This window comes from Kocuria sp. cx-455, assembly GCF_057707085.1.
Genome location: NZ_JBYIPM010000007.1, coordinates 108,929 through 135,491, shown reverse-complemented (window position 1 = coordinate 135,491; position 26,563 = coordinate 108,929). Strand labels below are relative to the sequence as shown.

Here is a 26,563-nt window from a genome sequence, read left to right as displayed (position 1 = left end):
GCGAGCCCAATGGTGGAGGGCTCGAGGGCGGAGATTCAGGTGGTTGATGTTCCGGGGTCGAGGATTTCGGCCAGGTGGGTGCCGTGCGCGGTTGAATGCAGGTGGTTCACCTGCATCGCGCATGAGAACCCGTCCGTGAGCACCACGGTGTCCGGCGCGGCCGCGCGCAGGGCCGGGGCCAAGGACGTCTCCGCGACGTTCATGCTGACCTCATAGTGTTCGGCCTCGAAACCGAAGTTTCCGGCCACCCCGCAGCAGCCGTGAGCCTCACTCACCTCCGCCACTCCCGCGGCGGCTAGCGCCTTGCGCTGGGTGGCGGGGCCGAACACGGAGTACTCATGGCAGTGGGTCTGCACCACGGCGCGCCGCGGCACCGGTCGTGCCGGTTCCGCCAGCCGATCCTCTCCGGCCAGTGCGACAACGTGGGTGGCAAAGCTCCTCACGCGGCGCGCCACCCGCTGCGCCTGCTCGGTGGGTACGAGTTCGGGAAGGTCCTTGCGCAGTGCCGCGGCGCAACTGGGTTCGATCACCACGATGGGGCGGTCGGTGCCGTCATCCAGTTCCGCGGCGGCTCGGGTCAGCAGTTTCTTGGCCGTGCCCAATTGTCCCGTGGAGATCCAGGTGAGCCCGCAACACACGTCCGCCATGCACTCAACCGTTTCCCCCGCACCGGCCAGGACCCGGGCTGCGGCACCGGCCACCTCGGGCCGGAAACCTCGGGTGAACGTGTCCACGAAGAGGACGGCACTGTCGGAATTCGCCCCATCGGACGGGTCGCCGTCGGAACGTGAGGTGGCCACGCCCTCGGAGCCGTCGAGCCGAACGGAGCGAGCGGCGCGGGCGACTTCGGCGCGCCATAGCCCGGCGGGGGCGAACGTTGGCAGCTCCCGGCTCGTGGTGAGTCCCCCGAGTCGTGCCGCGAGCTTGCCCAGCGGCGTGGCCAGGACGGCGTTGACGAGCGGTGCGATGGGGCCGGCGAGCGCGAGCCAGCGCGGCAACCAGCCCAGGGAGTAGTGGGAGCGCGGGCGGATCCGGCGCGCGTAGTAGTGGTCGAAGAATTCGGACTTGTAGGTGGCCATGTCCACGCCGGCGGGGCAGTCCGTGGCGCACGCCTTGCAGGAGAGACACAGGTCGAGGACCTCACGCACGTCCTCGGACCTCCAGCCCTCGGCCACGCTGGGCGCACCGCGCACCATGTCCTGCAGCACTCGGGCGCGGCCGCGGGTGGAGTCCTTCTCGTCGCGGGTCGCCCGGAAGCTGGGGCACATCACGCCGCCGCTGTCCGCGCGGCACCGCCCCACGCCAATGCACCCCTGAACGGCGTGCACCCAGGGATCCGGCTGGGCTGCCGGCCCCGATTCTCGGGCGGTCTCAGTCGCCCCCACGGGTTGCAAGTCGAAGCTCGTGCGCCACTGCCTGTCCGGGACACCCTGGAGCGCCAGGTGCGCGTCGATGGGTTCCGGGCCCACGATCGATCCCGGGTTCAACAGTCCGGTGGGGTCCCACACCCGCCGGAACCGCGCGAAGGCCCCAAGCACCTCGGGCGAATACATGATGGGCAGCAGCGCGGAACGAGCGCGACCGTCACCGTGCTCCCCGGACAGCGAGCCCCCGTGCCGGACCACCAAATGAGCCGCGTCTCGAGTGAAATTCCGATACACGTCACGCCCGGGCCCGGTGCGCAGGTCGAAGGTGATGCGGATATGGATGCACCCGGCACCGAAGTGCCCGTACATCACGCCGTCCAGGTCGTAATCGCCCAGCAACACGCGCAGGTCGGCCAGGTAGTTGGCGAGGTTTTCCGGGGCCACCGCGGAGTCCTCCCAGCCCGGCCAGGATTCCCCGCCCGTGGCCAGCCGGGACGAGAGGCCTGCGCCGTCCTCGCGGACCCGCCACAGGTTTGCGCGTTCCTCGGGGTCCGGGACCGCGATGCCCTGCACGAGCCGGCCGTTCTCGCCCAACCGTGCCAGCAGTTCATGGGCCTGCGCTTTGACCGCTTCCTCCGTGTCACCGTCCAGGTCCGCGAACAACCAGGCATTGCCCTCCGGTAACCCCGTGACGGAATCCGGCCCCCGGCGCCAGTGCATGGTTTCGACAATGGCCCGGTCCGTGCCCTCGACCGCGGCGGGCGAGAACTCGAGGATCGTGGTCACGTCCCGGGCGGCATCGACCACCGTGCCGTAGCCCAGGCAGACCAGCAGGGCGCTGGCGGGTTTCGGCACCAAACGCATGCGCGCCCCCACGACCAACGCGCACGTGCCCTCCGAACCCACGAGGGCGCGGGCCACGTTGAAGCCCTTTTCCGGCAGCAGGTTCTGCACGTGGTATCCCGAGACCTGACGCGGAATCTGTCCGAGTTCCAGTCGGAAAGCGGCCAAATGATCGTGGGCCAGCGCGCGCAATTCGCGGCTCAACTCCTCCGCTCGCTCCACCGCCATCCGGTCGCCGGGCTCCGTGGCGCGCAGCCCGGCGGCCGTGGCGGTCAGCCGCGCGCCGTCCGTGGTCACCACGTCGATCTCGAGCGTGTGATCGCTCGTCCGGCCGTGGCGCACGGAATGATTGCCGCACGCGTCGTTACCGATCGCCCCGCCCACCGTGGCGCGGTTCTTCGAGGACGGGTCCGGTGCGAACGTCAGCTGCCCGTCGGTCGCCACCTCGACCTCGCGGGTCAGGGTGGCCAGCACAACCCCCGGTTCCACGTCGACTGTTCCGGCCTCCCGATCCACGCGGCGGATTCGGTTCAGGTGGCGCGAAAAATCGACGACGACGCCGCGCCCCACCGCATTGCCCGCCATGGACGTACCGCCGCCCCGGCTGACGATCGGGGTGCGGGAGTCCACGCACGCGTGCACCGTGGCGACCACGTCCTGCACGGTACGCGGGAAGACGACGGCGAGGGGACGCACCCGGTAGTTGGAGGCATCGTAGGCGTACTCGGAGGTGCTTCGCTCGGACGCGTCGACCTCGACCCCCGCGTCACGCAGTCGCGTGAGCACCGGCGTGGTGATCTCGGGCTGAGTCGCGGAGCGTGAATCAGGGGCACCGGCGGAACCTGTCGAGGTGGCGGAGTTGCTGGCAGCGTTCATGGGCGTCCTCGGCCCCGGGCGTCCGAACCGGCCGACGCCGTGGCGGCTGCCAGAGCGGCGTCGAACCGTTCGAGTCCTTGGCCGATCTCACGCTCGGTGACCACAAGGGCAGGGATCAACCGCACCACGTTGCCCACGGGACCACACGTGAGCGTCAGGAGGTCCTGGTCGGTCGTGGCCCCCTGAACGGCGGCGGCGGTGGCTGCGTCCGGTGAGCCGTCCGGGGCGGTGAACTCAATGCCCTGCATCAGGCCCAGCCCGCGCACATTGCCGATCACCGGGTAGCGGGATTGCAGGTCCAGCAGACCCGCTCGCAGTTGCTGACCACGCACGCGGGAATTCTCGACGAGGCCCTCCTCCGCCACGACCTGCAGCGTTGCCACGCCGGCGGCCGCGGAGACCGCGTTGCCACCGTAGGTGCCACCTTGCGAACCGGGCCATGCCTGGGACATGAGCTCGGTCGAGGCTGCAATGGCGGAGATCGGGAAACCCGAGGCGATGCCCTTGGCCATGACCTGGATGTCCGGCAGCGCAGCCGAGTGCTGGTGTCCCCAGTACTTACCGGTGCGCCCCACGCCGGCCTGTACCTCGTCAATGATCAGAAGGATGCCGTGGCGGTCGGCCCGTTCGCGCAGCGCCTCGAGAAAACGCGCAGGTGTGGGAATGTAGCCGCCGTCCCCCAGCGCCGGTTCGATCAGGAACGCCGCGGTGTCGTTGGGAGCGGTGCGCGTGCTCAGCAGGTAATCGAGTTCCTGCAGCGCGAAATCCACGGCGGTCTCCTCATCCCAGCCGTAGCGATAGGCATAGGGGAACGCGGACATGTGAACCCCTCCCATGAGCGGCGAGAAGCCGGCCGAGAACTTGGTGCCGGCGGTCGTCAAGGACGCCGCGGCCACCGTGCGACCGTGGAAGCCGCCCTGGAAAACCACAATGTTGGGCCGGTCGGTGGCCATGCGAGCCAACCGGACCGCTGCTTCCACCGCTTCCGAACCGGAGTTGGCGAAGAACAAGGAGTCCAGCCCCGCGGGCAGTACCTCACCCAGCTTTTCCGTGAACTCGATCAGTGGCCTGTGCATCACGGTCGTGTACTGCGCGTGGATCACCTTGCCCACTTGCTCCCGTGCCGCCTCCACCACCTTGGGGTGACAGTGCCCGGTGCTGGTCACTCCGATGCCCGTGGTGAAGTCCAGGTACTCCCGGCCGTCCGTGCCGTAAATCCAACTGCCCAGGCCGTGATCGACCACGACCGGAGTCGCCTGCTTCAGGACGGGGCTCAGAGATGTCATGCGCCACATTCTCCCGGCGTAATCGAATGATTGTCAACAATCAGAGGATTGGCCTAAGGTTCAGATGTGGAGCCGCAACAGACACCCGAGAATCGCCCGATCGGCAGCGCGCACCGAGACACCGCCCACACGCGCGGGGCACTCAAGGCGAGCAACTACGCGTCAGGCACCGAGCGACGTCGTCGCCCCAAGCTCGTAGTCCTCACATCCCCCAGCGCACCGGACCTGCCGAACGCCCGGGAGCTCGAGGCGCTCTCGGAGGTCGTCTACGCAACCGCAGAACAACTGCCCGACATGCTTCCCGGGGCTCAAGCGCTGCTGGTCTGGGACTTCTTCTCCACGGCGCTGCGGGATGCCTGGCAGTACGCGACGGACCTCGAGTGGATCCACGTGGCTGCGGCGGGCGTGGACTCGTTGTTGTTCGACGCATTGCGCGACTCGGACATCACGGTGACCAACGCCCACGGTGCCTTCGACGTGCCCATCGCTGAATTCGTGCTCGTCTCGATCCTGGCACATGACAAGCAGCTGCACCGCAGCAAAGAACTGCAGCGCAACGCACAGTGGCAACACCGGGAACTTCAGCAGACCGCGGGCCAGCGGGCCCTGGTGGTCGGCACCGGAGGAATCGGCCGAGCGACCGCAAGACTCTTGCGAGCGGCAGGCCTGAAGGTCACGGGCGCGGGCCGTACTGCTCGCGAGCGCGACAAGGATTTCGGCACGGTGGTCGCCAGTTCGGACCTCGCGCAGCATGTGGGAGAAATTGATCATCTGGTGTTGATCGCACCCCTGACCAACACGACCCGGGGGCTGCTCGACCGCCACGTGCTCAAGCACATGAAACCGGGCGCGCACGTGGTCAATGTGGGCCGCGGGGCGCTCGTGGACGAGCCCGCACTGCTGGCTGCGTTGCGCGAAGAACGCATAGCGGCGGCGTCCCTGGATGTCTTCGAACGGGAGCCCCTACCCAGCGACCATCCGTTCTGGGCAATGCCCACCGTGCACATCTCCGCACACATGAGCGGCGATGTGGTCGGCTGGCGTACCACCCTGGCGGAACAGTTCGAGAATAATCTGGGCCGTTGGCTGCGCCGCGAGGACCTTAAGAATGAGGTCGACAAGCGCCTGGGCTACGTGCGCGGTCACTAATACACCCCCGCAGTCTCAGGTGATGAACCTGCAGAAAGAGGGCGCGCTCTAAGCGTTTTCCTCCCCTCACACCGGGTAACTGTCTTCCCCTCACGTGAGACCCCGTGAGCCACTGGCTTCACGGGGTCGCGTCACGCACCCGCGCGATACCGCAAAAAATTTCTGGGCAAACCCCTTGACCTGTGACCCAGCCTACAGTAGATTTCATATTACGGAAAACAGCTTCCGGATTACGAAAGGAATGAGAAATGTCGAACGCACCCGCCACTGCAGCCCACGTGTCCTACTTCAAGTACACCGGCGATACGCTGGACCCGGATTTCTCCTCCGGTAGCAGCAAGATCCAGAACCGGTCCGCTGAGATGTGGACCCTGGCCGTCTCCGCTGCGTGCGTTGGAGCAGCACTGTCCCGGATCCTGGCCCGCTGACCGCGGATCCCGCCGGAACCACCCACCACTAGGAGCAGCCATGTCCCGCGAACTCGCTTCGGGCGATACCGCCCCCGCACTCACTCTCACCGCTCATGACGGCACCACCGTGACCCTCGGTGACCAGAACGAACGCAGCGCAGTGGTGTACTTCTACCCCAGGGCGTTCACGCCGGGGTGCACCACCGAGGCATGCGACTTCCGCGACAACCTGGCCGCCATCCAGGGCCTGGGTTACGACGTGTACGGGGTCTCCGGGGACAGCCCGGAAGAACTCAGTCGTTTCGTGGCGGAATATCACCTCCCCTACACACTCTTGTCGGACCCCGAGCACACCGCCGCCAAGGAATGGGGCGCGTGGGGTGAGCGCACCATCAACGGTGAAACCTCCGAGGGACCGCTGCGCTCCACGTTCGTGGTGAACTCAGACGGCACTCTCGCGAACGCCGAATACCGCGTGGACGCGAAGGGCCACGTGGGACGCCTCGTGTCTGAACTCTCCAACGGTTCCTGAGAACCGTCACCAGACTCCGCCCGGGCAGTGGCCTCCTGGACGGGCGGAAACAGCGGCAGCCGTCTTCGGGCGGCTGCCGCCCTTTTTAGCCCTTGAGCATTACCTCGCGCGACGCCGCCCGCTCGACTGCCAGCCCGGCCCCGTCATCGGGACGCAGCCCCAACACCGCCCGCTCAGCCCTCCCCCGTGATGAGCCCCTCGGACACCATCCAGTCGTGGGCCACGTCCACGGGCTCTTGGCCTTCCACGTCCACCTTGAGGTTCAGCTGGCGCATGGTCTCATCGGTCAGTAGCGGCGAAACCTGATCGAAGACCTCCCGCAGCTGCGGGTATTGCTCCAGGGTTTCCGAGTTGAACACCGGCGCCGCGTTGTACGCGGGGAAGAACTTCCGGTCATCCTCGAGCACCGTGAACTCCAGGGCGTCGATCCGACCGTCGGTCGTGAAGACCTCACCGAAGTTGCAGTCGCCGTTATCGGTTGCGGTGTACACGGCACCCGTGTCGTACACGCCGATGTTGCCGTCCGGAATACCGTTGGCCGAGCCTCGCGGAATGTCGTAGGTGTCCAGCATGGGATCCAGGCCGTCCGGGCGGGAGTTGAATTCCGCCTCCACGCACAACGTCCGTTCGGCCACGGGCAGGTTCCCGATCTGTGACAGCTTGGAGATGTTGCCCAGCTCGGGCACGGCCTCGCTGCGCACCGCGAACGCGTACGTGTTGTTCAACGGCGCCGGCCTACCCCACGTGAGTCCGTTCTCGAGGTCGGCGTCGTGGACGGCCCGCCACTGTTCTTCCTTGTCCGGGATGCCGGTCGGGTTGCCCATGTACGTGATCCAGGCGGTTCCCGTGTACTCGTAGGTGAAGTCACCCTCACCCGACACCATGAGTTCGCGCACCGGCTGGCTTCCCGGAACGTTGGTGAAATCCTCCACCTCGAACCCGGCAGCCTCCGCGGTCATCACGGCGATCTTGCCCAGGATGAGTTGCTCCGTGAAGTTCTTGCTCACCACCGTGATCTGGGCGTCCTCGGGCAGGCCTTCCACGGCCTGTATCGACCCCGGTTGCACCTCCGGCACGAACGACGTAGCCGGCTGCAGACCGCAGCCCGCCAGCAGCATCACGCCGAAGCCCGCGCTCAGCCCGGCGGCAATGCGCGTGGGCTTTCGTGTCGACGACGCCGCCCCGGCCACCGGTCGTTGCCTCTGTCCCGTTCGTTTCGACGTTGCCATCACAGTCCCTTCGGGCGCGCGACGTATTCCACGAAACGCCCCAGCCAATCCACGAGCAAAGCCAACAGTGCCACCAGCAGGGAACCCGCTATGAGCACCTTGATCAAGTTCAGGTTCACTCCCGTGGTGATCAGGATTCCCAAGCCACCGCCGTTGATGAACGTGGCGAGGGTTGCGGTGCCCACCAGCAGCACCAGTGCCGTGCGGATACCAGACAGCATCACCGGCACCGCGAGCGGCAGTTCCACCCTGAAGAGCACCGCGGCCGCGCTCATCCCCATGCCGCGTCCGGCTTCCACGAGCCGCTGGTCCACTTGTTGCAGTCCCACCATGGTGTTGCGCAACACCGGCAGGATCGCGTACGCCACCAATGCCACGACCGCTGCCGTGAACCCGAAACCGAGCCAGAAGGCCAATAACACCACCAGGCCGATGGCCGGAGCCGCTTGCCCGATGTTGGCCACCACCAGAACGGGTCCGGTGAACTTTCGGAGCGGGCCGCGCGTGAGCAGGATTCCCAGCGGGATCGCGATGGCCAGGACCAGCACGGCCGCCACCGCGGTGAGTTTCAGATGCTCCCACGTGTAACCCCACAGTGCGCCGGGCGCCAGTGTCGCACGTTCCGTATCCGTCAGGTCACCGAAGGCCAACCACGCGAACAAGGCCGCAATGGCCACGAGGATGACGGCCAGCTGGATCCACAGTCCCTTGGACGAACTTCCGGCCACCGCGGCGGTGGTCGAGACGGCATCCGGGTTCGCGACCCCGGTGGTGGCGCTCATGACCGGTCCCCGGCCGCGTCTTCGGTGGCCGCTGTGGAACCGGCCGCGGCGGCGTCTTCCTGGTTGTCGTGGTCGGAAACTTGGGGGAGGGCACCGGTGTTGAGACCGACCGGCGCGTCACCGTGGCCCTGGGCGGCGGCCTGGCCGGCCGAGATCGCGTCCATCACGGTATTGACCGTGATCAGTCCGGTGAACACATCTCTTCGCCCGGCGACCAGCGCCGCGCCCGTGCTCGCGACCAGCATCGCGTCCAGGGCGTCGTTGAGCGTGGATTGTTCGTTGACGAGCGGCAGGTTGGGGTCCGCGGCGTCCGAAATCACCTGCATGCGTGAGAGCTGGCGTTGCGACAACCACTGGATCGCGCGGCCACGTGAATCCAGGATCACCACATTCTGCTGACCGGCTTGGTCGAGCCGGGCGATGACCTCCTCCGGCGACTCCCCCGCCCTGGCGGTGACGGCTTCCTGCTGCTCCACCTCGTGCACCCGGTTGAGCGTGAGCTGCTTGAGCCCGGCGCCGGAACCGATGAAGTTCTCCACGAACTCGTTGGCCGGATTGGCGAGGATCCGTTCGGGAGAGTCGTACTGCTCGATTTGGGCGCCCTCGTTGAAGATGGCGATCCAGTCGCCGAGCTTCACGGCCTCGTCGAAATCGTGCGTCACACAGACAATGGTTTTCTGCAGCTCGGCCTGGATGTTGAGCAACTCGTTCTGCAGGCGTTGCCGGGTGATGGGGTCCACGGCGCCGAACGGCTCGTCCATGAGCAGGATGGGCGGGTCCGCCGCGAGCGCACGGGCCACGCCAATGCGCTGCTGCTGTCCGCCGGAGAGTTCCTTGGGGTACCGGTTGCGGTAGGTCTTGGGGTCCAGGGACACCAGGTCGAGGAGTTCATCCACCCGAGCGGCAATGCGGTCCTTGTCCCACCCGAGCATTTTGGGCACCAACCCGATGTTGGCGGCAACGCTCATGTGGGGGAACAGTCCGCCGGCCTGAATCACGTAGCCGATCTGACGGCGCAGCTTGTCACCGTTCATGTCCGTGACGTTGTCCCCGTTGATCACGATGGACCCGTCCGACGGTTCGATCAGGCGGTTGATCATTTTGAGGGTGGTCGTCTTGCCGCAGCCGGAGGGACCCACGAACATCACAATGCTGCCCGCGGGGATCTCCATGGTGAGCCCGCCCACTGCCGGCTTGGCCTGACCGGGGTACTGCTTGGTCACCTGATCGAGAAGGATGGATGCGCCGCTGACCTGCTCGGCAGAGTTCTGGATGGTTTGTGTTTCAGACACGGATACCTCGCGAGGTTGTCAGTCGGCTCAGGACCACCAGAAGGAGGTCCAAAATAATGGCCAGCAGGATCACTCCAACGACTCCTACCACCACGGATTCAAATGCGTTGGCCCCGCCCAGCCGAGAGAGGCCTGAAAAAATGAAACCTCCCAGGCCGGGGCCGAGTGTGTAGGCGGCCACCGCCGCGATGCCCATGACCATTTGCGCGGACACTCGAATGCCCGCCAGGATGATCGGCCACGCCATGGGCAGTTCCACGGTGGCCAGGGTGCGCAACCGGCTCATACCGATTCCGCGCGCGGATTCGACCACGGAGGCGGGGATGCTGTTCAGCCCCACCACCGCGTTGCGCAAGATGGGCAGGATCGCGAAGAACGTGACCACAATGACGGCCGGGATGACACCAAAACCGAAGGGTGCGATCAACAAACCAATGAGCGCGAAAGAAGGAATGGTCAGCCCCATGGCCGAAACGCCGTTGGCGAGCGCGCTGGCCGTCTTACTTCGGTAGACCAGCGCGGAGAGCACCACTGCCACAACCGTGGCCAGCACCAAGCATTGGACCACTAGGCTGAAATGCTGCCACGAGGCGAACAAGATCTGTTGCTGACTATCTCTGACAAAGTCCCACACGCGCGCACCGTCTCCACCCCCGCCGCAGGCAGAGAGCTATCTCGTCCATAGTGATCAGATTGCTGCTGATTTCCGTTTAGAGTATGACCGACCTCACCCATTCACGTGCATTACGACGCATCTTTCTTCCATCGTGACCTGTTCGTTACATTAGCCGACCCGCCGTTAGTTGCACCTCTGCCGGGTCGTGTTGCTCATAGCGGACAGTCCCGGAATCTTCTTGCCAAGAGCAGTGAGCAGTGGAAGCGTGGAGGCATAACCCATTAGAAAGGAGCTTTACCAATGGCTGACTTGACCGGTAAGAAGATTCTCTCGCTTCAGACCAACCGCGGTGTGGAGCAGGATGAGTTGAAGGTTCCCCTGGAGAAGCTGCGCGAAGCGGGTGCCACCGTGACCGTCGCTTCGCCGGAGAACGGTGAGGTTCAGAGCCTCGTGGGCGACTGGGATTTGGGTGAGACCTTCCCCGTGGACCAAAAGATTTCCGACGTCAACGACTCCGAGTACGACCTGCTGCTGCTGCCCGGGGGCACACTCAACGCGGACACCCTGCGCTTGGACGAGGATGCCCAGAAGATCGCCCAGGCCTTCGCATCCTCCGGCCGCCCCATTGCCTCCATCTGCCACGGCCCGTGGCTGCTCGTGCAAACCGGACTGGTGGACGGCAAGACCCTGACCTCCTACGAGTCCGTCAAGGTCGACATCAGCAACGCCGGCGGCACGTGGGTGGACCAGCCCGTCAAGCGGTGCCCCGCCAAGGACTGGGTGCTCATCACCTCTCGCAACCCCGGTGACCTGGAACCGTTCGTCCAGGCCATCGAGAAGGAGCTGACCGCCTGAGATCACTGAGCGGGATCACCACCCGGAAAGATCTCGACCAGAACCACAACTGCCCCGGTCGCATCTTGCGGCCGGGGCAGTTCCGTCACCGGGTAGGGTGCCGGACGTCATCCGGTGTAGGTCCTCGAGGACTACTTCCCCAGCACGTCCTTCAATGCACCCAGGATGAGCGCCACGGATTCCGGGGCGGCATTGGGGCCCATCAGGCCGATGCGCCACACGGTGTTGGCGAACTCTTTGACGCCCGGTCCGATCTCCAGGTTGTACTTCTCGAGCAGTTCCTTACGGACGGCGGCGGAATCGACCCCGTCCGGGACCTTGACGGTGGTCAGCTCGGGCAAGCGGTGGCCCTCCGCCGCGAAGAGCTCCAGCCCCATGGCCTCCAACCCGTTCTGCAGCGCGTGGCCGGCCGCGTAGTGACGGTCGCGAACGGCGTCGAGCCCTTCATCGAGAATGCGCTGCAGTCCGGCATCCAGGGACGCAATCATGGCGACCGGGGCGGTGTGGTGGTAGGTGCGGGTCGCGCTGCCGGAGGCCTCCCCCACGTAACCGCCCAGCATTCCCAGGTCCAGGTACCACGAGCGGGGGTTCTCCACTCGGCGCTCCCACGCGCGATCCGACACCGTGAAGGGCGCCAGGCCCGGGGCCACGCCCAGGCACTTCTGTGTGCCGGCGTAGCCGATGTCGATGCCCCACTCGTCGGCCTTCAGTTCAATACCGCCGATCGACGTCACGGCGTCCACGAGGAGCAGGGCGTCGCCCTTGATGGCCCCGAGGGCGGCGATGTCCGAGCGGACGCCCGTGGAGGTTTCCGCGTGGACGGCCGCAATGATTGTGGGGTTCGGGTGCGCCTGCGACACTTTCTGCGCATCCACGGGCTGGCCGAAGGGGAAGTCCACCCGAATCACCTCGGCACCGCAGCGCGCGGCAACATCGCACATGCGCTCGCCGAAGAGCCCGTTGACGGCGATCACCACCGGGTCACCGGGATTCACGAAGTTCACGAACGCCGCTTCCATACCCGCCGAACCGGTGGCCGAGACCGGCAAAGTCCGGCGGTTGGCGGTGCCCCACACCTGACGCAGACCGTCACAGGCACGGTCCATGATCTCCAGGAACTTGGGGTCCAGATGTCCGATGAGCGGTCGGGCGAGTGCCTCGGTGGCTTCAGGGTACGGATTGGTCGGTCCGGGGCCGAACAAGTGGCGAACGGTCAACGTGCTGGTCATGGGGGCCTCCTCAGGTGGTCCATGTGCGGGGTGCGTCTCCGTCAACCCTAGCCGTCGAGGGACCGCGCCGTGGCCGGTGTGACCGGCCGGCGCAAGAAGACCAGGGTCAAGGCAATTGCCACCGCGATCAGGGCCCCGATGAACGCCACCGCGCCGCTCCAGCCGTAACCCGTGAGGAACAGCCCCGCCACGTAACCGAACACGGATGAACCGCCGTAGTAGAAGAGGGTGTACAGGGAGGACGCCTGGGCCCGCCCCACGGTGGCCCGCGCCGGCACCCAACCATTGGCCACCGAGTGCGCCCCGAAAAATCCCGCGGTGAAAATCAGCAGCCCCGCGACCACGGCCGGCAACCACGGGATGAGCATGACGAGCAGGCCCCCCAACATGATCAACGAGGACGTGATCAACACCGCGCGGCGGCCGAACCGGGCCGCGATCCGACCCGCCTGAGCGGAGGACCACGTGCCCGAGAGGTAGGACAGGAACAGCACGGACACAACCGACTGCGGCACGTTGAACGGTTCGTCACCGAGGTGGAACCCGATGAAGTTGTAGACCGCCACGAATCCGCCCATGAGCAGGAAACCCTGCATGTACAGCGAGACCAATCCGGGATCCTTGAGGTTCACCCGCAGCCGCTCGAAAAGACCCTCCGGCCCTCCGAGCCGCACCGCTTGCGGTGTAAAACCTTGTTGCTTGGGCGCCAGCAGAATGAACGCGACCGCCGCGAGAGCCGCATAGATGGCCACCACGAGAGTACCGGCGCGCCAACCGAAGAAGTCGGCCACCGGCGCCGCCACGATGCGCCCCGAGAGCCCACCCAGCGTGGTGCCGGAAATGTAACTCCCCGCGGCAATCGCCGCGTGCCGCGGGTTCACCTCTTCCGCAAGGTAGGCCATGGCCACGGACGGAATGCCACCCAACGCCATTCCCTCCAGGAAACGCAGACCCACGAGCAGTTCGAAGGATGGCATGAGACTCATGGTCACGCCCAGGATGGTGGCCGCCACCACCGCGCTCACCATGGTCCGGCGGCGGCCGAACCGGTCCGACACCAACGACCACGGGATCACCGCGACCGCCAGGCCGAGGGTTGCGGCCGACACGGCCAGCGAGGCCTGAGCGGCATCGATGCGCAAATCGCGCGCCATGATCGGGAGAACGCCCTGGACCGAATACAACTGGGCGAATGTCGCGATGCCCGCGCACAACAGCGCGATCAGGATCTTCTTGTACCCGGAGCTGCCTCGCTCGTAGCCTTCCCATGTCCCTGCGGACTGCATGCCGAGGCGCTCCCTTTCACTACGTTCATGTGGATGATGTCCTGGACCAGGGTACGCCGCGCCCGCACCGTCCCGGGCCGCACCGACCCGAACGCGACGACGCCGCCCGGTGACCCGCATACTGCGGGCGACCGGGCGGCGTCGTCGGGTGAACCGTGCGGGAGTGAACCCTTACTTGTCGCTCACCGCTGCGGCGAGGTTCTCCAGGGAATCCTCCAGCACGGACTCCGGGAACACCGGGAAGCTCATCTTCTTGAGGAGCGCCGGGTTGGCGTCGCCCCACGAGTAGGTCAGCGTGACCTCTGTGGAATCGGATCCCTGGGACTGGAGTTCGTACATCCACTCCCAGCCGTTCTTCTCCACGGGAGTGCCCTCCTGGCACGGCTTCCACGCGATCAACTTCTTGGGGTCGAAACCGGTGACGTGATTTTCCATCTTGTAATCACCGCCCATGGCGTCCGAGTTCATGTTCATCACGAACACGTCCCCGACCTGCTGGATCCGCTGGTCGGTGCCGGACACCACGGTGCCGGATCCGTCCACCTGCGGGTGCTTGGCGGGCAGGGAGAGCACCTCGAAGATGTCCTCCGCCGAGGCGTCGATGACCCGATTGGCGCTGATGCTGGTCTCACTCATGAAAACCTCTTTCTGCGTTGGGTACTGCAACGAACTGCTCTCAACCTTAGGCAGTGCCGGGCCCGCTACTGCAAGGGCTTCAGCGATCGGCGAAGCCCTCGACCGCCCCTCGCTGGGCCGCCAGACTGCGCAAATGGTAGGCGAACCCGAGGGCCGCCCGGCCGCGCAACCGTCCGGAGGTGATCGCGCGGATGCGGTCCGTGGACTCCACTCGGGCCCCGTGCGCGCGCAGCGCTCCGACCAGCGCCTCGTCCTCGCTGCATTCCACGTTCGGGAAGCCACCGGCCGCGGCGAAGGCACCGGCCCGCACGCCCATGTTGGCCGCGTGAATATAGGGGTGCCCCTCCGCCAGGTCGTGCTCCGAATGCCACAGCCGGGACACGTGGTCGGGGCATTCGTCCGGGTCCGGTTCCACGGTGCCCAGTACGGCGTCCACACCGCTTCGCGCGCGCTCCACCTGGTAGCTGAGCCAATGAGCGGGCACGGCGGTGTCAGCGTCCGTGGAGGCGATCCAGTCCGGGTTCCCGATCAGCGCGCGGTTCGCGGCCGCTTGCCTCGCTCCCCCGGCGCTGGCCCAGTGGCCCTCCAGCACCGTCAGGTGCGCACGCTCGTCCGGGCCCCACGACGTCGCCCACGCCTCGCACGCCTCGGGGACCGTGCGGTCGGTGCAGTTGTCGGCGGCCAGGACCACGCACACGATGGCCCCCGGTTCGGCGCTCACGAGGTTGCGCACGGCCGCGCTCACCGATTCGATGCACCGGGCCACCCGATCTTGTTCGTTGCACGCGGGAATCACCACCGCGATCCGAGAGCTCATGAATGGCCGCGCCTGGTCCGTGCGTAGATGTCGATCTCGAAATCCGCTTCGCGGTGCGCCACCACCCTGGTGAGGTTCCGGCGGCGCCGGGCCTCACGATGCACATCGTCACCGTCCAGGGGCCAGTCCTTGATGGGGTGCCGCCAGTGGCACAGCACCAGGTGACCCTCCGGGGACAGCGCCCCGGTGCACAGGGACAACAACTCGTTCCATTGCTCGGCCGAGCAGAAATAGCCCACCTCACTCACCACAATGAGGTCCAGCTCGCGCCAGGCGGGGTCCCATTGCCCCGGAAGCACGGCCTGGCGTAGCTGCACGTTCGTGAGACCCCGCTCGGTGAGGCGTGCGCGGGCCTTGCCCAGTGCGACGTCGCTCGCGTCCACCGCGGTCAGCACGCCCACGCGCGCTGCCAACTGTGCCGTGAGAGCACCCGTGGAACAGCCGATGTCCAGGGCGCGGGGGTACAGCTCACGCGGGAGGCTGGCGGTGAGCACGTCGCGTTTGCGGTGTTCATAACGGGAACCGTCCACGTTCCAGGGGTCCTCGGACTCGCTGTGGACCCTGTTGAACACCGGCGTCTGGTGCGGTGCGGACAGGATGAAGTACTCGCGGTCCCGTTCGAAGTGCGCCAGGATGTGCGGGCCGAGCAACACTTCGTCCCCCGGCTGATCCGACAGCGGGCGCACCTGAGACACGTGGTGGGCCAGGGCCCGCTGTTTGGCGTCCCGGTCCTCGTCCGACAGCGGCACGTGCACCACCCCGCGCGGCAACGTGTTGGGAGCGCCCCAGTGCCACCACCAAATGGGGTACTGGACGCAACGCACCGCCGCGGCCCCGGCGGCCCGCTGCACCTGGGCCGCAAGGATCTCGTGGTCCGGGTGACCGTCCTTCACCCACGTAACCACAGCCAGGGGCCGCCTGCCCTCCGCCACCCAGGCCACGGCCTCCGAGACGGGGTCCGCGAGCGCCTCCGCAGTGAGCCCTCCGTCGGGCAGGGCCAGGTACTCGGGTTCGCTGGAGCCTGCGCTGATGACGTTCACCGCGTCCGCCATTTCCTGATGGCGCACCCGCGAGAGTGATTCCCGCGTGTGAGTGGGGGATTTCGGGTGCGACTTCTCCCCCAGCGTGGCCACGATGACGCGCACCGAGGCGCCCGCCCGGATCAGGCGGTGAACGGTGCCACCGGCACCCAGCGTCTCGTCGTCCGGGTGCGCCGCAAAGACGACGGCGCGGTCCACACCCGCCAGATCCAGTTCCGGCACCGCGCGCAGTTGTTTACTGTCGGCCCACGCCTGTTCGGGGGTTCCGGGCTCCCGGTGGTCGAAGCTCACCACGGCGAACCCTCCGCCCCCGCCAACAGCAACTCGCCCAGCGCTCGGTTGTCCCGCTCCGCATGGTCCTGACGGATGTACACCTGCAACGAGTTCACGCGGCGGATGTGCGCGGGGTCCCCGGTGAGCGGGCCCGGCCCGGTGGCCCGGGACACCTCGCGCAGCACCGTTTCCGCCGCTTCGGCAACGGTGCGGCGAACCCGCAATGCCCACAGGGCGCCCTGCTCGCCCGTGGCATCCCCACCGTCGACGGCGCTCGCCGCCCGGTCCAGCACGGCCGACGCCGCGGACAGGGCCAGGTCCACGCGGCCCAGGTGGGTGTGCGCGGCGTCGTCGAGGGGTGTGCGCGGGTGTTTGCATCGTTGCCACAGGAGGTCCGCGACGGACTGGGCGCCGCCCCGCCAGATCGCAGCCACCCCCATGCCGCCCCACGCGAATCCGGGGCGGGTGAGGTACCACTCGTCCTCGCCGAGCGGTTCGGCGGGCAACTCGCGGAAGTCCACCGCCGTGGTGGGGACGTCCGAGAGCCCCTGGGCGACCCACGCGGCGTTGGGCTCGGGCAGGAAACCGGGGTGGTCGGTGGAGATCATGAACGCGCGGCGGTGGCCGGTGAGTTCCCCCGTCTCATCCGCCACGTGGGCGGTGAGCACGGCGCGGCTCACGAACTCCGCGAGCGAGCACCACGGTTTGGTGCCGGTGAGTGTCCACCCTGCCGCGGACGGCGTTGCGGTCAAGGGCGTGCCGGGGCCTTCCGCGGCCCACACGGCCCAGGTGTCCGCGCCGGTGAGAACGTCGTTGCGGCCGGCCTGATCGATGATCGCCGTGGCATCCAGATGCGGTTCGATAATGCGTGCATAGGCGAGATCCTGCCGCGCCAAACCGCTCAGCTCCGCCCACAACTCGCGGGTGCTGCCCTGGCCCGGCAACGGCAGGCCGGATGACAACTCGCGGGCCACGTTCAGGCCGTGGCGCACGAACTCCTGAACCTCCCGCCGCTCGGGTCGAGGAGTGTGCGGGATCGGCAACGTCGACTGGTCAAACACAGTAGTAAGCCTACGTGCTTTGGGCGACCGGCCGAGCCTCTTTATCCGACAACGGCCGGATTTGTATCATGGTTAGTAACACGATGCGCGAATCACCGTCCGAAGGGGCCCGCCATGTCCACCACCGCAGCCAGCTTCACCGTGGACACTGCGTCCCCGGTGCCGGTGTACGAACAGCTCATCGAGTGCGTCACGACCGGGATCGCCTCCGGCTCACTGGAAACCGGCGACCGGATTCCCCCGGTGCGCTCGCTCGCCACCGAGCTCGGGCTGGCCGCCGGGACCGTGGCCAAGGCCTACCGCACCATGGAGGCCAGCGGTGTGATCGAGACCCGCGGCCGTAAGGGCACGTTCATCGCCCAGTCCTCCGACGATCGCCACGCGGCCGCCTGCAACGCCGCCGCCGAGTACCTGGACCGCGCCGCGGGAGAGCTGCACTACTCCCCCGACGAATGCGTGCAGATCGTGCGACGGATGCTGGATCAGCGAGCCACCGGCTAACGGCGCGGCTCGCCCCGGGTCGGCGGGCGCCGCGGCGGCGCACCATTTCATCCGGCCGTACTGCAGAGTAGGGAGCCTTACTGTGCAGTAAGGCCGGATGAGATGGCGTGGGTCAGGCGCCGTCGTGCCGCGCGTGTCAGTTACCCGGCGGAGGCCTGGGCCTGTTCGACCGGCTTGTCGTTCTCACTGGTCTTGCCGCCGTTGCGAACCATGAGGGCGAGCAGGAACGCCAGGGCTGCAAACACCGCCAGCAGTGTGAGGCCCACGAAATACGAACGGTTGTCCGGGTTATAGGTGGCGCCCATGACCAGCGGCGGGAAGTAACCACCCAGTCCACCGGCCGCAGCAATGATGCCGCCGATGGTGCCCACGTCCTTGGCCGGAGCGGCACGACCGACCCAACCGAAGACACCGCCGGTTCCCAGGCCCAGGAACACGGCCATGGCCAGGAATAGCGGGCCGTAGACGTGCTCGGCATCGGGCTGGAAGGCCACGAGCATCGCCAGCACGATGGTGCCGCCAAAGGACGTGAGGGTGACGATCTTGGGTCCGAACGTGTCCGCGAGCGTGCCGCCGATCGGGCGGGCGATCACGGCCGCCAGGGCGAATCCTGCGGTGCGGGTTCCGGCTCCGGTGGGGTCGTACTCATACACGTTGGCCAGGTAGGTCGGCAGGTAATTGGAGAACGCCACGAAAGCGCCGAACACCACCGCGTACAGGAAGCACAACTGCCAGGTGACTTTCAGGCTGAATGCCTGCTTGAGCTTGGGCATCATCGGCTCAACCTTGCGTCCGGCTCGCGCCGGAGAGTCTCGCAGCAGCAGCCAGCACAGCAGGGCACTGACGGCCACGATCGCGGCAATGATGATGTGGGTGGCCATATATCCGGTGGCCGCAACCAGCCGCGGGGTGAAGAACGCGGAAACGGCCGTGCCCACCATGCCCGCGCCGAACACACCGGTGGCAAAACCCTTGCGGTGAGACTCGTACCAGGCGGAGCAGAATGGGATACCGATCGCGAACACGGTGCCGGCGATGCCCAGGAGGAACGCGACCGCGACCAGCAGCGGGAAGTTGTTGAGTTGGCCCACCAGGCCTGTGAGCAACACGAGCGGCGCTGTGATGCCCAGGATCACCGTGAACACGACCCGCCCACCGTATTTGTCGGTGAGCGCACCCACCGGAACTCGGGCAATGGACCCCACGAAAATGGGCATGGCCACCAGGATGGCGGTCTGGCCGGGAGTCAGTGACATGTCCCCGGCGTAGCGCTTGGAGAGCGGACCCACGATGGTCCACGCCCAGAAACCCACGGTGGACGCCAGGGTGGCCAGGATGAGGTTCCTGAGTTGACCCTGTTTCAAGTTCGGTGCCGCTGAGGCGGCTTCAACGGAGGACATGACGCTCCTTCTGGGACGTGGTGGGCCTGAGCCGGGAGGCGTTGTGGCGAGAACGCTTCCCGATCCGAGAATTACTTACTTGACGCGCGTGGAACCGGAGCGCTCACGCGGCGGCCGAGTGCGGCGTCGTCCGCTGTCCCGGTCGTGGGTGCCAATGGGTTCCCACCCGCGGCGCACCGGGGCGGAGCCGGCCCGGGGGCTGGAACCGCGCGTGCGGTACACGATGTACGGGCGGAACAAATAGTGCAGCGGGGCGGTGAAGGCATGCACCAGACGGGTGAACGGCCAAATCGCGAATAGTGCCATACCCCACAGCACGTGGACGTGGAACGAGGTGGACGCCGCGGCCATGGCTCCGACGTCCGGCTGCAGGACCCACAGTGAACGGAACCACGGGGAGACGGTTTCCCGATAGTCCACGGTGTTCGGGTCGAACACGGCCAGCACCGTGGTCGCCAGACCGGCCAGGATGGCACCCAGCAGCATGACGTACATGAACTTGTCGTTACCGGTGGTGGCCATGAAGACGGGACCGGTAAGGCGGCGCCGGACGATCAACATCACGATGCCCACCAGGGTGCCCACACCGGCCACGGTGCCGATGGACAGCGCCAGGAAGTGGTACGCGTGCTGGGACATCCCCACGGCCTCGGTCCATGACTTGGGAATCACCAGGCCCACGATGTGCCCCACGAGCACCGCCAGGATGCCGAAGTGGAACAGCGGGGACGCGATCCGCAGCAGCCTGGATTCATAGAGTTGGGACGAGCGGGTGGTCCACCCGAACTGGTCGTACTTGTAACGCCAGATCAGCCCACCGGCGAGAACCGCCATCACCACGTACGGCAAAACTCCCCATAGCAGGGTGTCGAGAATGTTCACTGGTTTCCTCCGGTCATGGGCAGGAGTCGGGGGTCGTAGGCGTCCAGGCCCACGGATTCTGTGGGCGGGCCGTAACCGGCCATGCGCGCCACGGCGGTTTCGTCCTCCGGGGACGGTCCCGGCAGCGTGGAGCACACCAGTTCCACCGCGCACGCGTGGGGTAGGTTGTCGCGGACCAGCGCGAGCCGCAACAGCTCCAGCGACGGCCGGTACCGCTGCAGCAGTTCGAACCCGTCCTGCGGTGAGACCCGGGCGGCGAATTCAAGCACCACGGGCAGGTGGTCCGGCAGTTCCTCGTCCCCGAACACACACCCGTGGGCGCGGTACACCTGCTTGAACGCGGATAGCGCTTCGCCGCGGCGGCGCGTGTCACCGTCCGTCCAATACGTCAGGTGCAGGCTGTGGCGGCGGGAGAGATCGTATTCCTGGACGTACTCGCCCTGGATCTCGCTCAGATCACTGTCACGCAGCCAGCGGGTCAGGGGTTCGACGGCGCTCGGTGCCACCCCCACCTCGGCCAGGGCTTCCTCGAGCACGGGCAGCTCATCGATCAGTTCCCGATCCGGGTAGCCCAGCAGCACCGCGGCCGCTTGCCGGATGACCGCCGAGCGCTGCGGATGACGATCCCGGTACTCGGGAACGTCCACGGTGCCCTTGGTGGCCTTACCCAGGAGAGTTGAGAGCAGCCCCATCATCGTCCCCCGTCGGAACCGGCGGTGTCACGATCGGGCCGGGCCCATGGATCACGCGACGTGGTCGACAGGCTGTCCGCGTCCTCCTGCGCCCTGGCGGGGAACAGCCCGTCCGGGCTGCCGTTGCCGTCCCAGTTGAGCAGGTTCACGCGGCCGGCCAGTTGCTCGTTGCCCGTGGGGTCCTCCCCCGTCTGACGGGAACGCAGTGCCTGGAAGTTCTCCACGGCCACCGGCATCGGACGGCCCGAGGCCTCACCGAACACGCCGGTCTGACCCATTCCGGGCCCACCGTCCACGTCCAGTGAGCAGCCGATCTCCTCCAGGTTGTGGGCATCCTCAACGTGGGCCGTGGGAATCACGTAGCGCTCGTCGTACTTGGCGATCGCCATGAGCCGGTACATGTGCTGGATCTCGGAACCGGTCATGCCCACGGCCTGGGCAATGGACTCGTCCGCAGCGTCACCCAGGGTGATGTTGCGCATGTAGGCGCGCATGGCGGCCAGCTTGCGCAGCACGTCGGTCACCAGCTCGGTGTCACCGGCGGTGAACAGCTCCGCGAGGTACTCCACCGGGATGCGCAGACTCTCAATCGCGCCGAAAAGGTTCTGCGGGTCTTCTCCGTCATGACCCTGTTCCTTGAGCAGATCCACAATCGGAGACAGCGGCGGCACATACCAAACCATGGGCATGGTGCGGTACTCGGGGTGCAGCGGCAGTGCCACGCGCAGGGTCTTGGCCAGCGCGTACACCGGCGATTTCCGAGCGGCGTCGAGCCAGTCCTCCGGGATGCCCTCCGCGCGGGCGGCGGCAACGACCTCCGGGTCATTGGGGTCGAGCATGAGCTCTAACTGAGCCTCGTAGAGATCCTGCTCGTTGGGGGTCGCGGCGGCCTGGGTGACCTTGTCGGCGTCGTAGAGGAAGATGCCGATGTAGCGCATGCGGCCCACGCACGTCTCCGCGCACACGGTGGGGATGCCCACTTCGATGCGGGGATAACAGAACGTGCATTTCTCGGCTTTGCCGGACTTGTGGTTGTAGTAGATCTTCTTGTACGGACAACCGGTCACGCACTGGCGCCAACCACGGCACTGGTCCTGGTCCACCAGCACAATGCCGTCCTCGGCGCGCTTGTAAATGGCGCCGGACGGGCACGCGGCCATACAGGACGGGTTCAGGCAGTGTTCGCACAGCCGGGGCAGGTAGAACATGAAGGTCTGTTCGAACTCGAACTTGATCCGGTCGTTGGCCTCCTTGTGGAGTTTCTGGATGACCGGGTCCAGGTGACCCATTTCCGTGGCGCCACCGAGATCGTCATCCCAGTTGGCCGACCATTCGACCTTGGTGTCCTCGCCCGTGATCAGGGACTTGGGTCGGGCCACCGGGAAGTCGTCACCGGCCGGGGCGCTGACCAAATTCTCGTAGTCGTAGGTCCAAGGCTCGTAGTAATCCTTCAACTCCGGCTGCACCGGAGAAGCGAACAACTGGGCGAGCTTCTTGAGCTTGCCACCGGATTTCAACTTGAGGTTGCCCCGCTTATTGAGTTCCCAGCCGCCCTTCCAGGTTTCCTGGTCCTCATAACGGCGCGGATACCCCTGACCCGGGCGGGTTTCCACGTTGTTGAACCACACGTACTCGGTACCGGCACGGTTGGTCCATGCTTGTTTACACGTCACCGAACAGGTGTGGCACCCGATGCACTTGTCGAGAGTCATCACCATGGCGACCTGAGCCATGACACGCATCAGTACTGCACCTCCTGAGAACGTTTGCGGACAACGGAGACGATGTCGCGCTGATTTCCGGTGGGGCCCATGTAGTTGAAGGCCCAGGACAGATGGGCGTAGCCGCCGATCATGTGGGTGGGTTTGACCAGGATGCGCGTGACGGAGTTGTGGATGCCGCCGCGTTTACCCGTGATCTCGGATTTGGGAACGTCAATGGTGCGCTCCTGGGCGTGGTGCACGTACACCACACCCTCGGGCATGCGGTGGGAGACCACCGCGCGTCCGACGAATACGCCGTTGGTGTTCACGCACTCGACCCAGTCGTTGTCGGAGACCTCGATGGCCGTGGCGTCCTGCGGAGACATCCACACCGAGGTGCCACCGCGCGACAGCGACAGCATGAACAGGTTGTCCTGGTACTCCGAGTGGATCGACCACTTGTTGTGCGGGGTCAGGTAGCGCACCGCAATGGACAGCTCGCCCTTGTCACCGAGCTTCGGTTCACCGAACAAGCGGTGCATGTCCAACGGTGGGCGGTAGGTGGGCAACATTTCGCCCATGTCTTTGAGCCAGTCGTGGTCCAGGAAGAAGTGCATGCGCCCGCTGAGCGTGTGGAACGGCTTGAGCCGTTCGATGTTCACCGTGAAGGGTGCGTAGCGGCGGCCGCCGGTTTCCGACCCCGACCACTCCGGTGAAGTGATCACCGGAACCGGTGCCTGCTGGGTGTCCTTGAACGTGATGCGTTTTTCCTCCGAGCCGCGGGCCAGATCCGACAGTTCTTTACCCACACGCCTCTCGAGGGTCTCGAAGCCCTGCGTGGCCAGCTCACCGTTGGTCGTGCCGGAGAGCATCAGGATGGCCTCCGCCATGCGCTGATCGGTGTCCAGTGCGGGGCGACCCTCGGCGGCGCCGGAATCGAAGACTCCGTGCAGGCGACCCAGCTGGTCCACCTGGCGCGTGACGTCGAACGTCACGTTCTTGGTGGTCAGCCCCAGTTTGTCCGCCAGGGGCCCGAGCGCCACGAACTTGTCGCCGATGGCCGTGTAGTCCCGTTCCACGATCTTGAGGTTGGGCAGGTTCTTACCCGGAATCGCGGGAAGGTCTGTACCCTTCCACTCCGGTGCGTGACCGCCCGGCTGGGCGATTTCTCCCGGTGTGTCGTGGGTGAGCGCGGTGGCCACCACGTCCTTGCGCACGCCCAGGTGATCGCGGGACTGCCGCGCGACCTCATCGGCCAACAATTGGAATAGCTTCCAGTCGGTCTTGGCCTCCCACGGCGGGGCGATCGCCGGGGTGAATGCGTGCACGAACGGATGCATGTCCGTGGACGAGAGGTCGTACTTCTCGTACCAGGTGGCTGCGGGGAATACCACATCGGAGAGCAGCGTGGACGAGGTCATGCGGAAGTCCGCCGAGACCAGCAGGTCCAGCTTTCCTTCTGGCGCCTTCTCATGCCAACGGACATCACGCGGCTTGGCGGACCGGTGATCCTCGCCCTGCACACTGTTGTGGGTGCCCAGCAAATGTTTGAGGAAGTACTCCTCACCCTTGGCCGAGGAACCGAACAAGTTGGAGCGCCACAGCACCAGCGTGCGCGGCCAGTTCTCGGGCGCGTCCGGGTCCTCCACGGCAAAATTGAGATCGCCGTTCTTGAGCTTGCTCGCGATCCACTCGGGTCCACTGCCGGCCTCACCGCGTTCGACGGCGCTCACCGCGGCGTCCGCCACGTCCAACGAGTTCTCATGGAACTGCGGGTAGAACGGCATCCAGCCCAGACGCGTCGATTGCGCCACGACATCCGCGGTGTGCATGCCCTTGAGGTGGCCGTCAGCGAGCGGGGACTGCAGTGAATCGGAGGAGTACCCGTCGGAACGGAACTGATCGGTGTGCATGTACCAGAACGCGGTACCGATCATGAAGCGCGGCGGACGCACCCAGTCGCCGCCGGAGGCCATGGTGGCCCACCCCGTGATGGGGCGTGCCTTCTCCTGGCCCACATAGTGCGCCCAGCCGCCACCGTTTCGGCCCTGGCAACCGCACAGCATGAGCATGGCCAGGATGGCACGGTAGGTGGCATCACCGTGGTACCACTGACAGATACCGGCACCCAGGATGATCATGGATCGCCCCTCGGACTTCTCCGCATTTGCGGAGAATTCGCGGGCGGTGCGAATCACGGCCTCCGCGGGAACGGAGGTGACTTCTTCCTGCCACGCCGGGGTGTAGGGAGTGTCGACGTCGTCGTAGCCGGTGGACCACTGCCCCGGCAGGCCTTCACGGCCCACGCCGTACTGGGCGAGCATGATGTCGAAAACGGTGGTCACGGTCCGCCCGGCCACCTCGGTGACAGGCACACCGCGGTGGATCACCGAACCCACACCGGTGGGGTCGGTGAACGCCGGCAGCGCCAGCTCGCTCACCTCGCCCCGGTAACCGGAGGCGTCAGCAATCGACAGCGACGGCGTGACGCCCTCCAGGTCGAGGTTCCATTTGCCCTCGTCGTGCTCGTTGTAGCGGAAACCCATGGAACCGTTGGGAATCACCGGCCGGTTGGTGTCCCGGTCCAGAAGCACGGTCTTGAACGCGGGATCGGCCTGCGAAGCGGCGTCGTCGTCCCCGGCCTTGCCCAGGTCCTCGGCGGTGAGGAACTTGTCCGCGACCACCGTGCCGTCCTCGCGGCGGGACAGTGAGACCAGGAACGGAAGGTCCGTGTAGTGGGAGACGTAGTTCTCGAAGAACGGGACGCGGCGGTCCACAAAGTTCTCCTTGAGAATCACGTGCCCCATGCCCATGGCCAGCGCGGCGTCCGTGCCGGCCTGAGCGGGCAACCATTCGTCCGCAAACTTGGTGTTGTCCGCGTAATCCGGGCTGACCGAGACCACCTTGGTACCGCGGTAACGCACCTCCGCGAGCCAGTGCGCGTCCGGGGTGCGGGTCACGGGGATGTTGGAACCCCACATCATGAGGTAGGTGGCATCCCACCAGTCCCCGGACTCGGGGACGTCCGTCTGGTCGCCGAAGACCTGCGGCGAGGCCACGGGGAGATCGGCGTACCAGTCGTAGAAGCTGTTCATGACCCCGCCGATGAGGTTGATGAACCGCGCACCCGCCGCGTGGGACACCATGGACATCGCGGGGATCGGCGAGAATCCGATGCAGCGATCCGGGCCGTAGGCTCTAATGGTGTGCACGTGGGCGGCGGCTGACATCTCCACGGCTTCCTGCCAACTGGAACGCACCAGTCCGCCCTTGCCGCGGGCCTTCTGGAACATCTCACGTTTGACCGGGTCGTTGACGATGGACTCCCACGCCAGCACAGGATCCGAGTGAATCTGCTTGGCTTCGCGGTACATCTCCAACAACACGCCTCGGACGTACGGGTAGCGCACACGGGTGGGCGAATAGGTGTACCAGGAGAACGCGGCACCGCGGGGGCAGCCGCGCGGTTCGTACTCGGGCCGATCCGGGCCCACCGACGGGTAGTCCGTCTCCTGGGCCTCCCACGTGATGATGCCGTCCTTGACGTACACCTTCCACGAGCAGGATCCGGTGCAGTTCACGCCGTGGGTGGAGCGGACAACTTTGTCGTGACTCCACCGGTTGCGGTAGAAAGCATCGCCTGCGCGACCGCCCTCCCGGAACACGGCGCGACCGTCCTCCGTCTCGTCCCAGCGGGAGAAGAATTTCCCGAGTTTCAACAACGCGTTCGATGCCGGGCCATCGACCCCGGCGGGGGTTTCGGTGGTAGCCATGGAGTCACCGTACCCTTAACTCACATTCGAAAT

Annotated in this window: 22 protein-coding genes; 5 read left to right on the top strand and 17 right to left on the bottom strand. The window is 66.2% G+C overall.

Annotation, left to right across the window (positions count from 1 at the left end; translation table 11 throughout):
- Nucleotides 1-35 precede the first annotated feature (35 nt).
- Nucleotides 36-3,086 carry an FAD-binding and (Fe-S)-binding domain-containing protein gene (locus AC3ENJ_RS11575; RefSeq protein ID WP_431814163.1) on the bottom strand — a complete coding sequence of 1,017 codons (3,051 nt, stop codon included), beginning with the start codon at nucleotides 3,084-3,086 and terminating at the stop codon, nucleotides 36-38.
- Complete coding sequence (locus AC3ENJ_RS11570; protein ID WP_431814162.1) at nucleotides 3,083-4,372, bottom strand: aspartate aminotransferase family protein; 1,290 nt, start codon at nucleotides 4,370-4,372, stop codon at nucleotides 3,083-3,085. The genes AC3ENJ_RS11575 and AC3ENJ_RS11570 overlap by 4 nt, the downstream gene beginning before the upstream one ends.
- Nucleotides 4,373-4,438: 66 nt before the next feature.
- On the opposite strand from AC3ENJ_RS11570, the gene AC3ENJ_RS11565 reads away from it, so the two are divergent.
- The 3 genes from AC3ENJ_RS11565 (at nucleotide 4,439) to AC3ENJ_RS11555 (ending at nucleotide 6,463) form a co-directional block, all read left to right on the top strand.
- Nucleotides 4,439-5,521: a D-2-hydroxyacid dehydrogenase gene (locus AC3ENJ_RS11565; RefSeq protein ID WP_431814161.1), complete on the top strand. Its 1,083-nt coding sequence runs from the start codon at nucleotides 4,439-4,441 to the stop codon at nucleotides 5,519-5,521.
- 248 nt (nucleotides 5,522-5,769) lie between these two features.
- On the top strand, nucleotides 5,770-5,949 hold the full coding sequence (locus tag AC3ENJ_RS11560; protein WP_190807999.1) for a hypothetical protein: 180 nt from the start codon (nucleotides 5,770-5,772) through the stop codon (nucleotides 5,947-5,949).
- A gap of 40 nt (nucleotides 5,950-5,989) precedes the next feature.
- Nucleotides 5,990-6,463 (top strand): peroxiredoxin, encoded by a 474-nt coding sequence (locus AC3ENJ_RS11555; RefSeq protein ID WP_431814160.1) that lies wholly within the window; start codon nucleotides 5,990-5,992, stop codon nucleotides 6,461-6,463.
- 173 nt (nucleotides 6,464-6,636) lie between these two features.
- On the opposite strand, the gene AC3ENJ_RS11550 is transcribed toward AC3ENJ_RS11555, so the two are convergent.
- From AC3ENJ_RS11550 to AC3ENJ_RS11535, 4 genes are read right to left on the bottom strand one after another with little or no spacing between them, the layout of a single operon-like run.
- Nucleotides 6,637-7,692, bottom strand: a complete 1,056-nt coding sequence (locus AC3ENJ_RS11550; RefSeq protein ID WP_223842178.1) for a glycine betaine ABC transporter substrate-binding protein — start codon at nucleotides 7,690-7,692, stop codon at nucleotides 6,637-6,639.
- Nucleotides 7,692-8,474 carry an ABC transporter permease gene (locus AC3ENJ_RS11545; RefSeq protein ID WP_190808001.1) on the bottom strand — a complete coding sequence of 261 codons (783 nt, stop codon included), beginning with the start codon at nucleotides 8,472-8,474 and terminating at the stop codon, nucleotides 7,692-7,694. Before AC3ENJ_RS11545 ends, AC3ENJ_RS11550 begins: the two co-directional genes overlap by 1 nt.
- Entirely contained in the window at nucleotides 8,471-9,766 is a 1,296-nt protein-coding gene (locus AC3ENJ_RS11540; protein WP_431814159.1) for an ATP-binding cassette domain-containing protein, read from the bottom strand. Before AC3ENJ_RS11540 ends, AC3ENJ_RS11545 begins: the two co-directional genes overlap by 4 nt.
- On the bottom strand, nucleotides 9,759-10,400 hold the full coding sequence (locus AC3ENJ_RS11535) for an ABC transporter permease (protein WP_431814158.1): 642 nt from the start codon (nucleotides 10,398-10,400) through the stop codon (nucleotides 9,759-9,761). Before AC3ENJ_RS11535 ends, AC3ENJ_RS11540 begins: the two co-directional genes overlap by 8 nt.
- A gap of 282 nt (nucleotides 10,401-10,682) precedes the next feature.
- On the opposite strand from AC3ENJ_RS11535, the gene AC3ENJ_RS11530 reads away from it, so the two are divergent.
- Nucleotides 10,683-11,237, top strand: coding sequence for a type 1 glutamine amidotransferase domain-containing protein (locus AC3ENJ_RS11530; RefSeq protein WP_190781986.1), 555 nt, complete (start codon nucleotides 10,683-10,685; stop codon nucleotides 11,235-11,237).
- Between the two features lie 131 nt (nucleotides 11,238-11,368).
- Here the strand turns inward: AC3ENJ_RS11530 and AC3ENJ_RS11525 are convergent, their stop codons facing one another.
- The 6 genes from AC3ENJ_RS11525 to AC3ENJ_RS11500 form a co-directional block, all read right to left on the bottom strand.
- Nucleotides 11,369-12,466 (bottom strand): pyridoxal-phosphate-dependent aminotransferase family protein, encoded by a 1,098-nt coding sequence (locus AC3ENJ_RS11525; RefSeq protein WP_190781987.1) that lies wholly within the window; start codon nucleotides 12,464-12,466, stop codon nucleotides 11,369-11,371.
- A gap of 47 nt (nucleotides 12,467-12,513) precedes the next feature.
- Nucleotides 12,514-13,752 (bottom strand): MFS transporter, encoded by a 1,239-nt coding sequence (locus tag AC3ENJ_RS11520; RefSeq protein WP_190808003.1) that lies wholly within the window; start codon nucleotides 13,750-13,752, stop codon nucleotides 12,514-12,516.
- 171 nt (nucleotides 13,753-13,923) lie between these two features.
- On the bottom strand, nucleotides 13,924-14,388 hold the full coding sequence (locus AC3ENJ_RS11515; RefSeq protein ID WP_431814157.1) for an SRPBCC family protein: 465 nt from the start codon (nucleotides 14,386-14,388) through the stop codon (nucleotides 13,924-13,926).
- A gap of 79 nt (nucleotides 14,389-14,467) precedes the next feature.
- Nucleotides 14,468-15,205, bottom strand: a complete 738-nt coding sequence (locus AC3ENJ_RS11510) for a glycosyltransferase family 2 protein (RefSeq protein WP_431814156.1) — start codon at nucleotides 15,203-15,205, stop codon at nucleotides 14,468-14,470.
- Nucleotides 15,202-16,536 (bottom strand): PIG-L family deacetylase, encoded by a 1,335-nt coding sequence (locus AC3ENJ_RS11505; protein ID WP_431814155.1) that lies wholly within the window; start codon nucleotides 16,534-16,536, stop codon nucleotides 15,202-15,204. Before AC3ENJ_RS11505 ends, AC3ENJ_RS11510 begins: the two co-directional genes overlap by 4 nt.
- Nucleotides 16,533-17,579, bottom strand: a complete 1,047-nt coding sequence (locus AC3ENJ_RS11500) for an acyl-CoA dehydrogenase family protein (RefSeq protein WP_431814154.1) — start codon at nucleotides 17,577-17,579, stop codon at nucleotides 16,533-16,535. Before AC3ENJ_RS11500 ends, AC3ENJ_RS11505 begins: the two co-directional genes overlap by 4 nt.
- Nucleotides 17,580-17,693: 114 nt before the next feature.
- On the opposite strand from AC3ENJ_RS11500, the gene AC3ENJ_RS11495 reads away from it, so the two are divergent.
- On the top strand, nucleotides 17,694-18,080 hold the full coding sequence (locus AC3ENJ_RS11495) for a GntR family transcriptional regulator (RefSeq protein ID WP_431814153.1): 387 nt from the start codon (nucleotides 17,694-17,696) through the stop codon (nucleotides 18,078-18,080).
- A 140-nt stretch (nucleotides 18,081-18,220) separates the two neighbouring features.
- On the opposite strand, the gene AC3ENJ_RS11490 is transcribed toward AC3ENJ_RS11495, so the two are convergent.
- From AC3ENJ_RS11490 to AC3ENJ_RS11470, 5 genes are all read right to left on the bottom strand, one after another.
- A complete protein-coding gene (locus tag AC3ENJ_RS11490; protein WP_431814152.1) occupies nucleotides 18,221-19,480 on the bottom strand; it encodes an MFS transporter in 1,260 nt (419 codons plus the stop codon).
- Nucleotides 19,481-19,555: 75 nt separating this feature from the next.
- Nucleotides 19,556-20,362, bottom strand: coding sequence for a respiratory nitrate reductase subunit gamma (narI, locus tag AC3ENJ_RS11485; RefSeq protein ID WP_190781995.1), 807 nt, complete (start codon nucleotides 20,360-20,362; stop codon nucleotides 19,556-19,558).
- Nucleotides 20,359-21,054, bottom strand: coding sequence for a nitrate reductase molybdenum cofactor assembly chaperone (gene narJ / locus AC3ENJ_RS11480; RefSeq protein WP_190808010.1), 696 nt, complete (start codon nucleotides 21,052-21,054; stop codon nucleotides 20,359-20,361). Before narJ ends, narI begins: the two co-directional genes overlap by 4 nt.
- On the bottom strand, nucleotides 21,054-22,796 hold the full coding sequence (gene narH / locus AC3ENJ_RS11475; protein ID WP_431814151.1) for a nitrate reductase subunit beta: 1,743 nt from the start codon (nucleotides 22,794-22,796) through the stop codon (nucleotides 21,054-21,056). The genes narJ and narH overlap by 1 nt, the downstream gene beginning before the upstream one ends.
- Nucleotides 22,796-26,530, bottom strand: coding sequence for a nitrate reductase subunit alpha (locus AC3ENJ_RS11470; RefSeq protein WP_431814150.1), 3,735 nt, complete (start codon nucleotides 26,528-26,530; stop codon nucleotides 22,796-22,798). The genes narH and AC3ENJ_RS11470 overlap by 1 nt, the downstream gene beginning before the upstream one ends.
- Nucleotides 26,531-26,563: the final 33 nt, after the last annotated feature.

Excerpts from the sequence above, each read along its gene's own strand:
- AC3ENJ_RS11575 (WP_431814163.1), bottom strand. The coding sequence starts at position 3,086 with ATGAACGCTGCCAGCAACTCCGCCACCTCGACAGGTTCCGCCGGTGCC.
- AC3ENJ_RS11570 (WP_431814162.1), bottom strand. The coding sequence starts at position 4,372 with ATGACATCTCTGAGCCCCGTCCTGAAGCAGGCGACTCCGGTCGTGGTC.
- AC3ENJ_RS11560 (WP_190807999.1), top strand. The coding sequence starts at position 5,770 with ATGTCGAACGCACCCGCCACTGCAGCCCACGTGTCCTACTTCAAGTAC.
- AC3ENJ_RS11555 (WP_431814160.1), top strand. The coding sequence starts at position 5,990 with ATGTCCCGCGAACTCGCTTCGGGCGATACCGCCCCCGCACTCACTCTC.
- AC3ENJ_RS11550 (WP_223842178.1), bottom strand. The coding sequence starts at position 7,692 with ATGGCAACGTCGAAACGAACGGGACAGAGGCAACGACCGGTGGCCGGG.
- AC3ENJ_RS11545 (WP_190808001.1), bottom strand. The coding sequence starts at position 8,474 with ATGAGCGCCACCACCGGGGTCGCGAACCCGGATGCCGTCTCGACCACC.
- AC3ENJ_RS11530 (WP_190781986.1), top strand. The coding sequence starts at position 10,683 with ATGGCTGACTTGACCGGTAAGAAGATTCTCTCGCTTCAGACCAACCGC.
- AC3ENJ_RS11525 (WP_190781987.1), bottom strand. The coding sequence starts at position 12,466 with ATGACCAGCACGTTGACCGTTCGCCACTTGTTCGGCCCCGGACCGACC.
- AC3ENJ_RS11520 (WP_190808003.1), bottom strand. The coding sequence starts at position 13,752 with ATGCAGTCCGCAGGGACATGGGAAGGCTACGAGCGAGGCAGCTCCGGG.
- AC3ENJ_RS11515 (WP_431814157.1), bottom strand. The coding sequence starts at position 14,388 with ATGAGTGAGACCAGCATCAGCGCCAATCGGGTCATCGACGCCTCGGCG.
- AC3ENJ_RS11510 (WP_431814156.1), bottom strand. The coding sequence starts at position 15,205 with ATGAGCTCTCGGATCGCGGTGGTGATTCCCGCGTGCAACGAACAAGAT.
- AC3ENJ_RS11495 (WP_431814153.1), top strand. The coding sequence starts at position 17,694 with ATGTCCACCACCGCAGCCAGCTTCACCGTGGACACTGCGTCCCCGGTG.
- AC3ENJ_RS11490 (WP_431814152.1), bottom strand. The coding sequence starts at position 19,480 with ATGTCCTCCGTTGAAGCCGCCTCAGCGGCACCGAACTTGAAACAGGGT.
- narJ (WP_190808010.1), bottom strand. The coding sequence starts at position 21,054 with ATGGGGCTGCTCTCAACTCTCCTGGGTAAGGCCACCAAGGGCACCGTG.
- narH (WP_431814151.1), bottom strand. The coding sequence starts at position 22,796 with ATGCGTGTCATGGCTCAGGTCGCCATGGTGATGACTCTCGACAAGTGC.
- AC3ENJ_RS11470 (WP_431814150.1), bottom strand. The coding sequence starts at position 26,530 with ATGGCTACCACCGAAACCCCCGCCGGGGTCGATGGCCCGGCATCGAAC.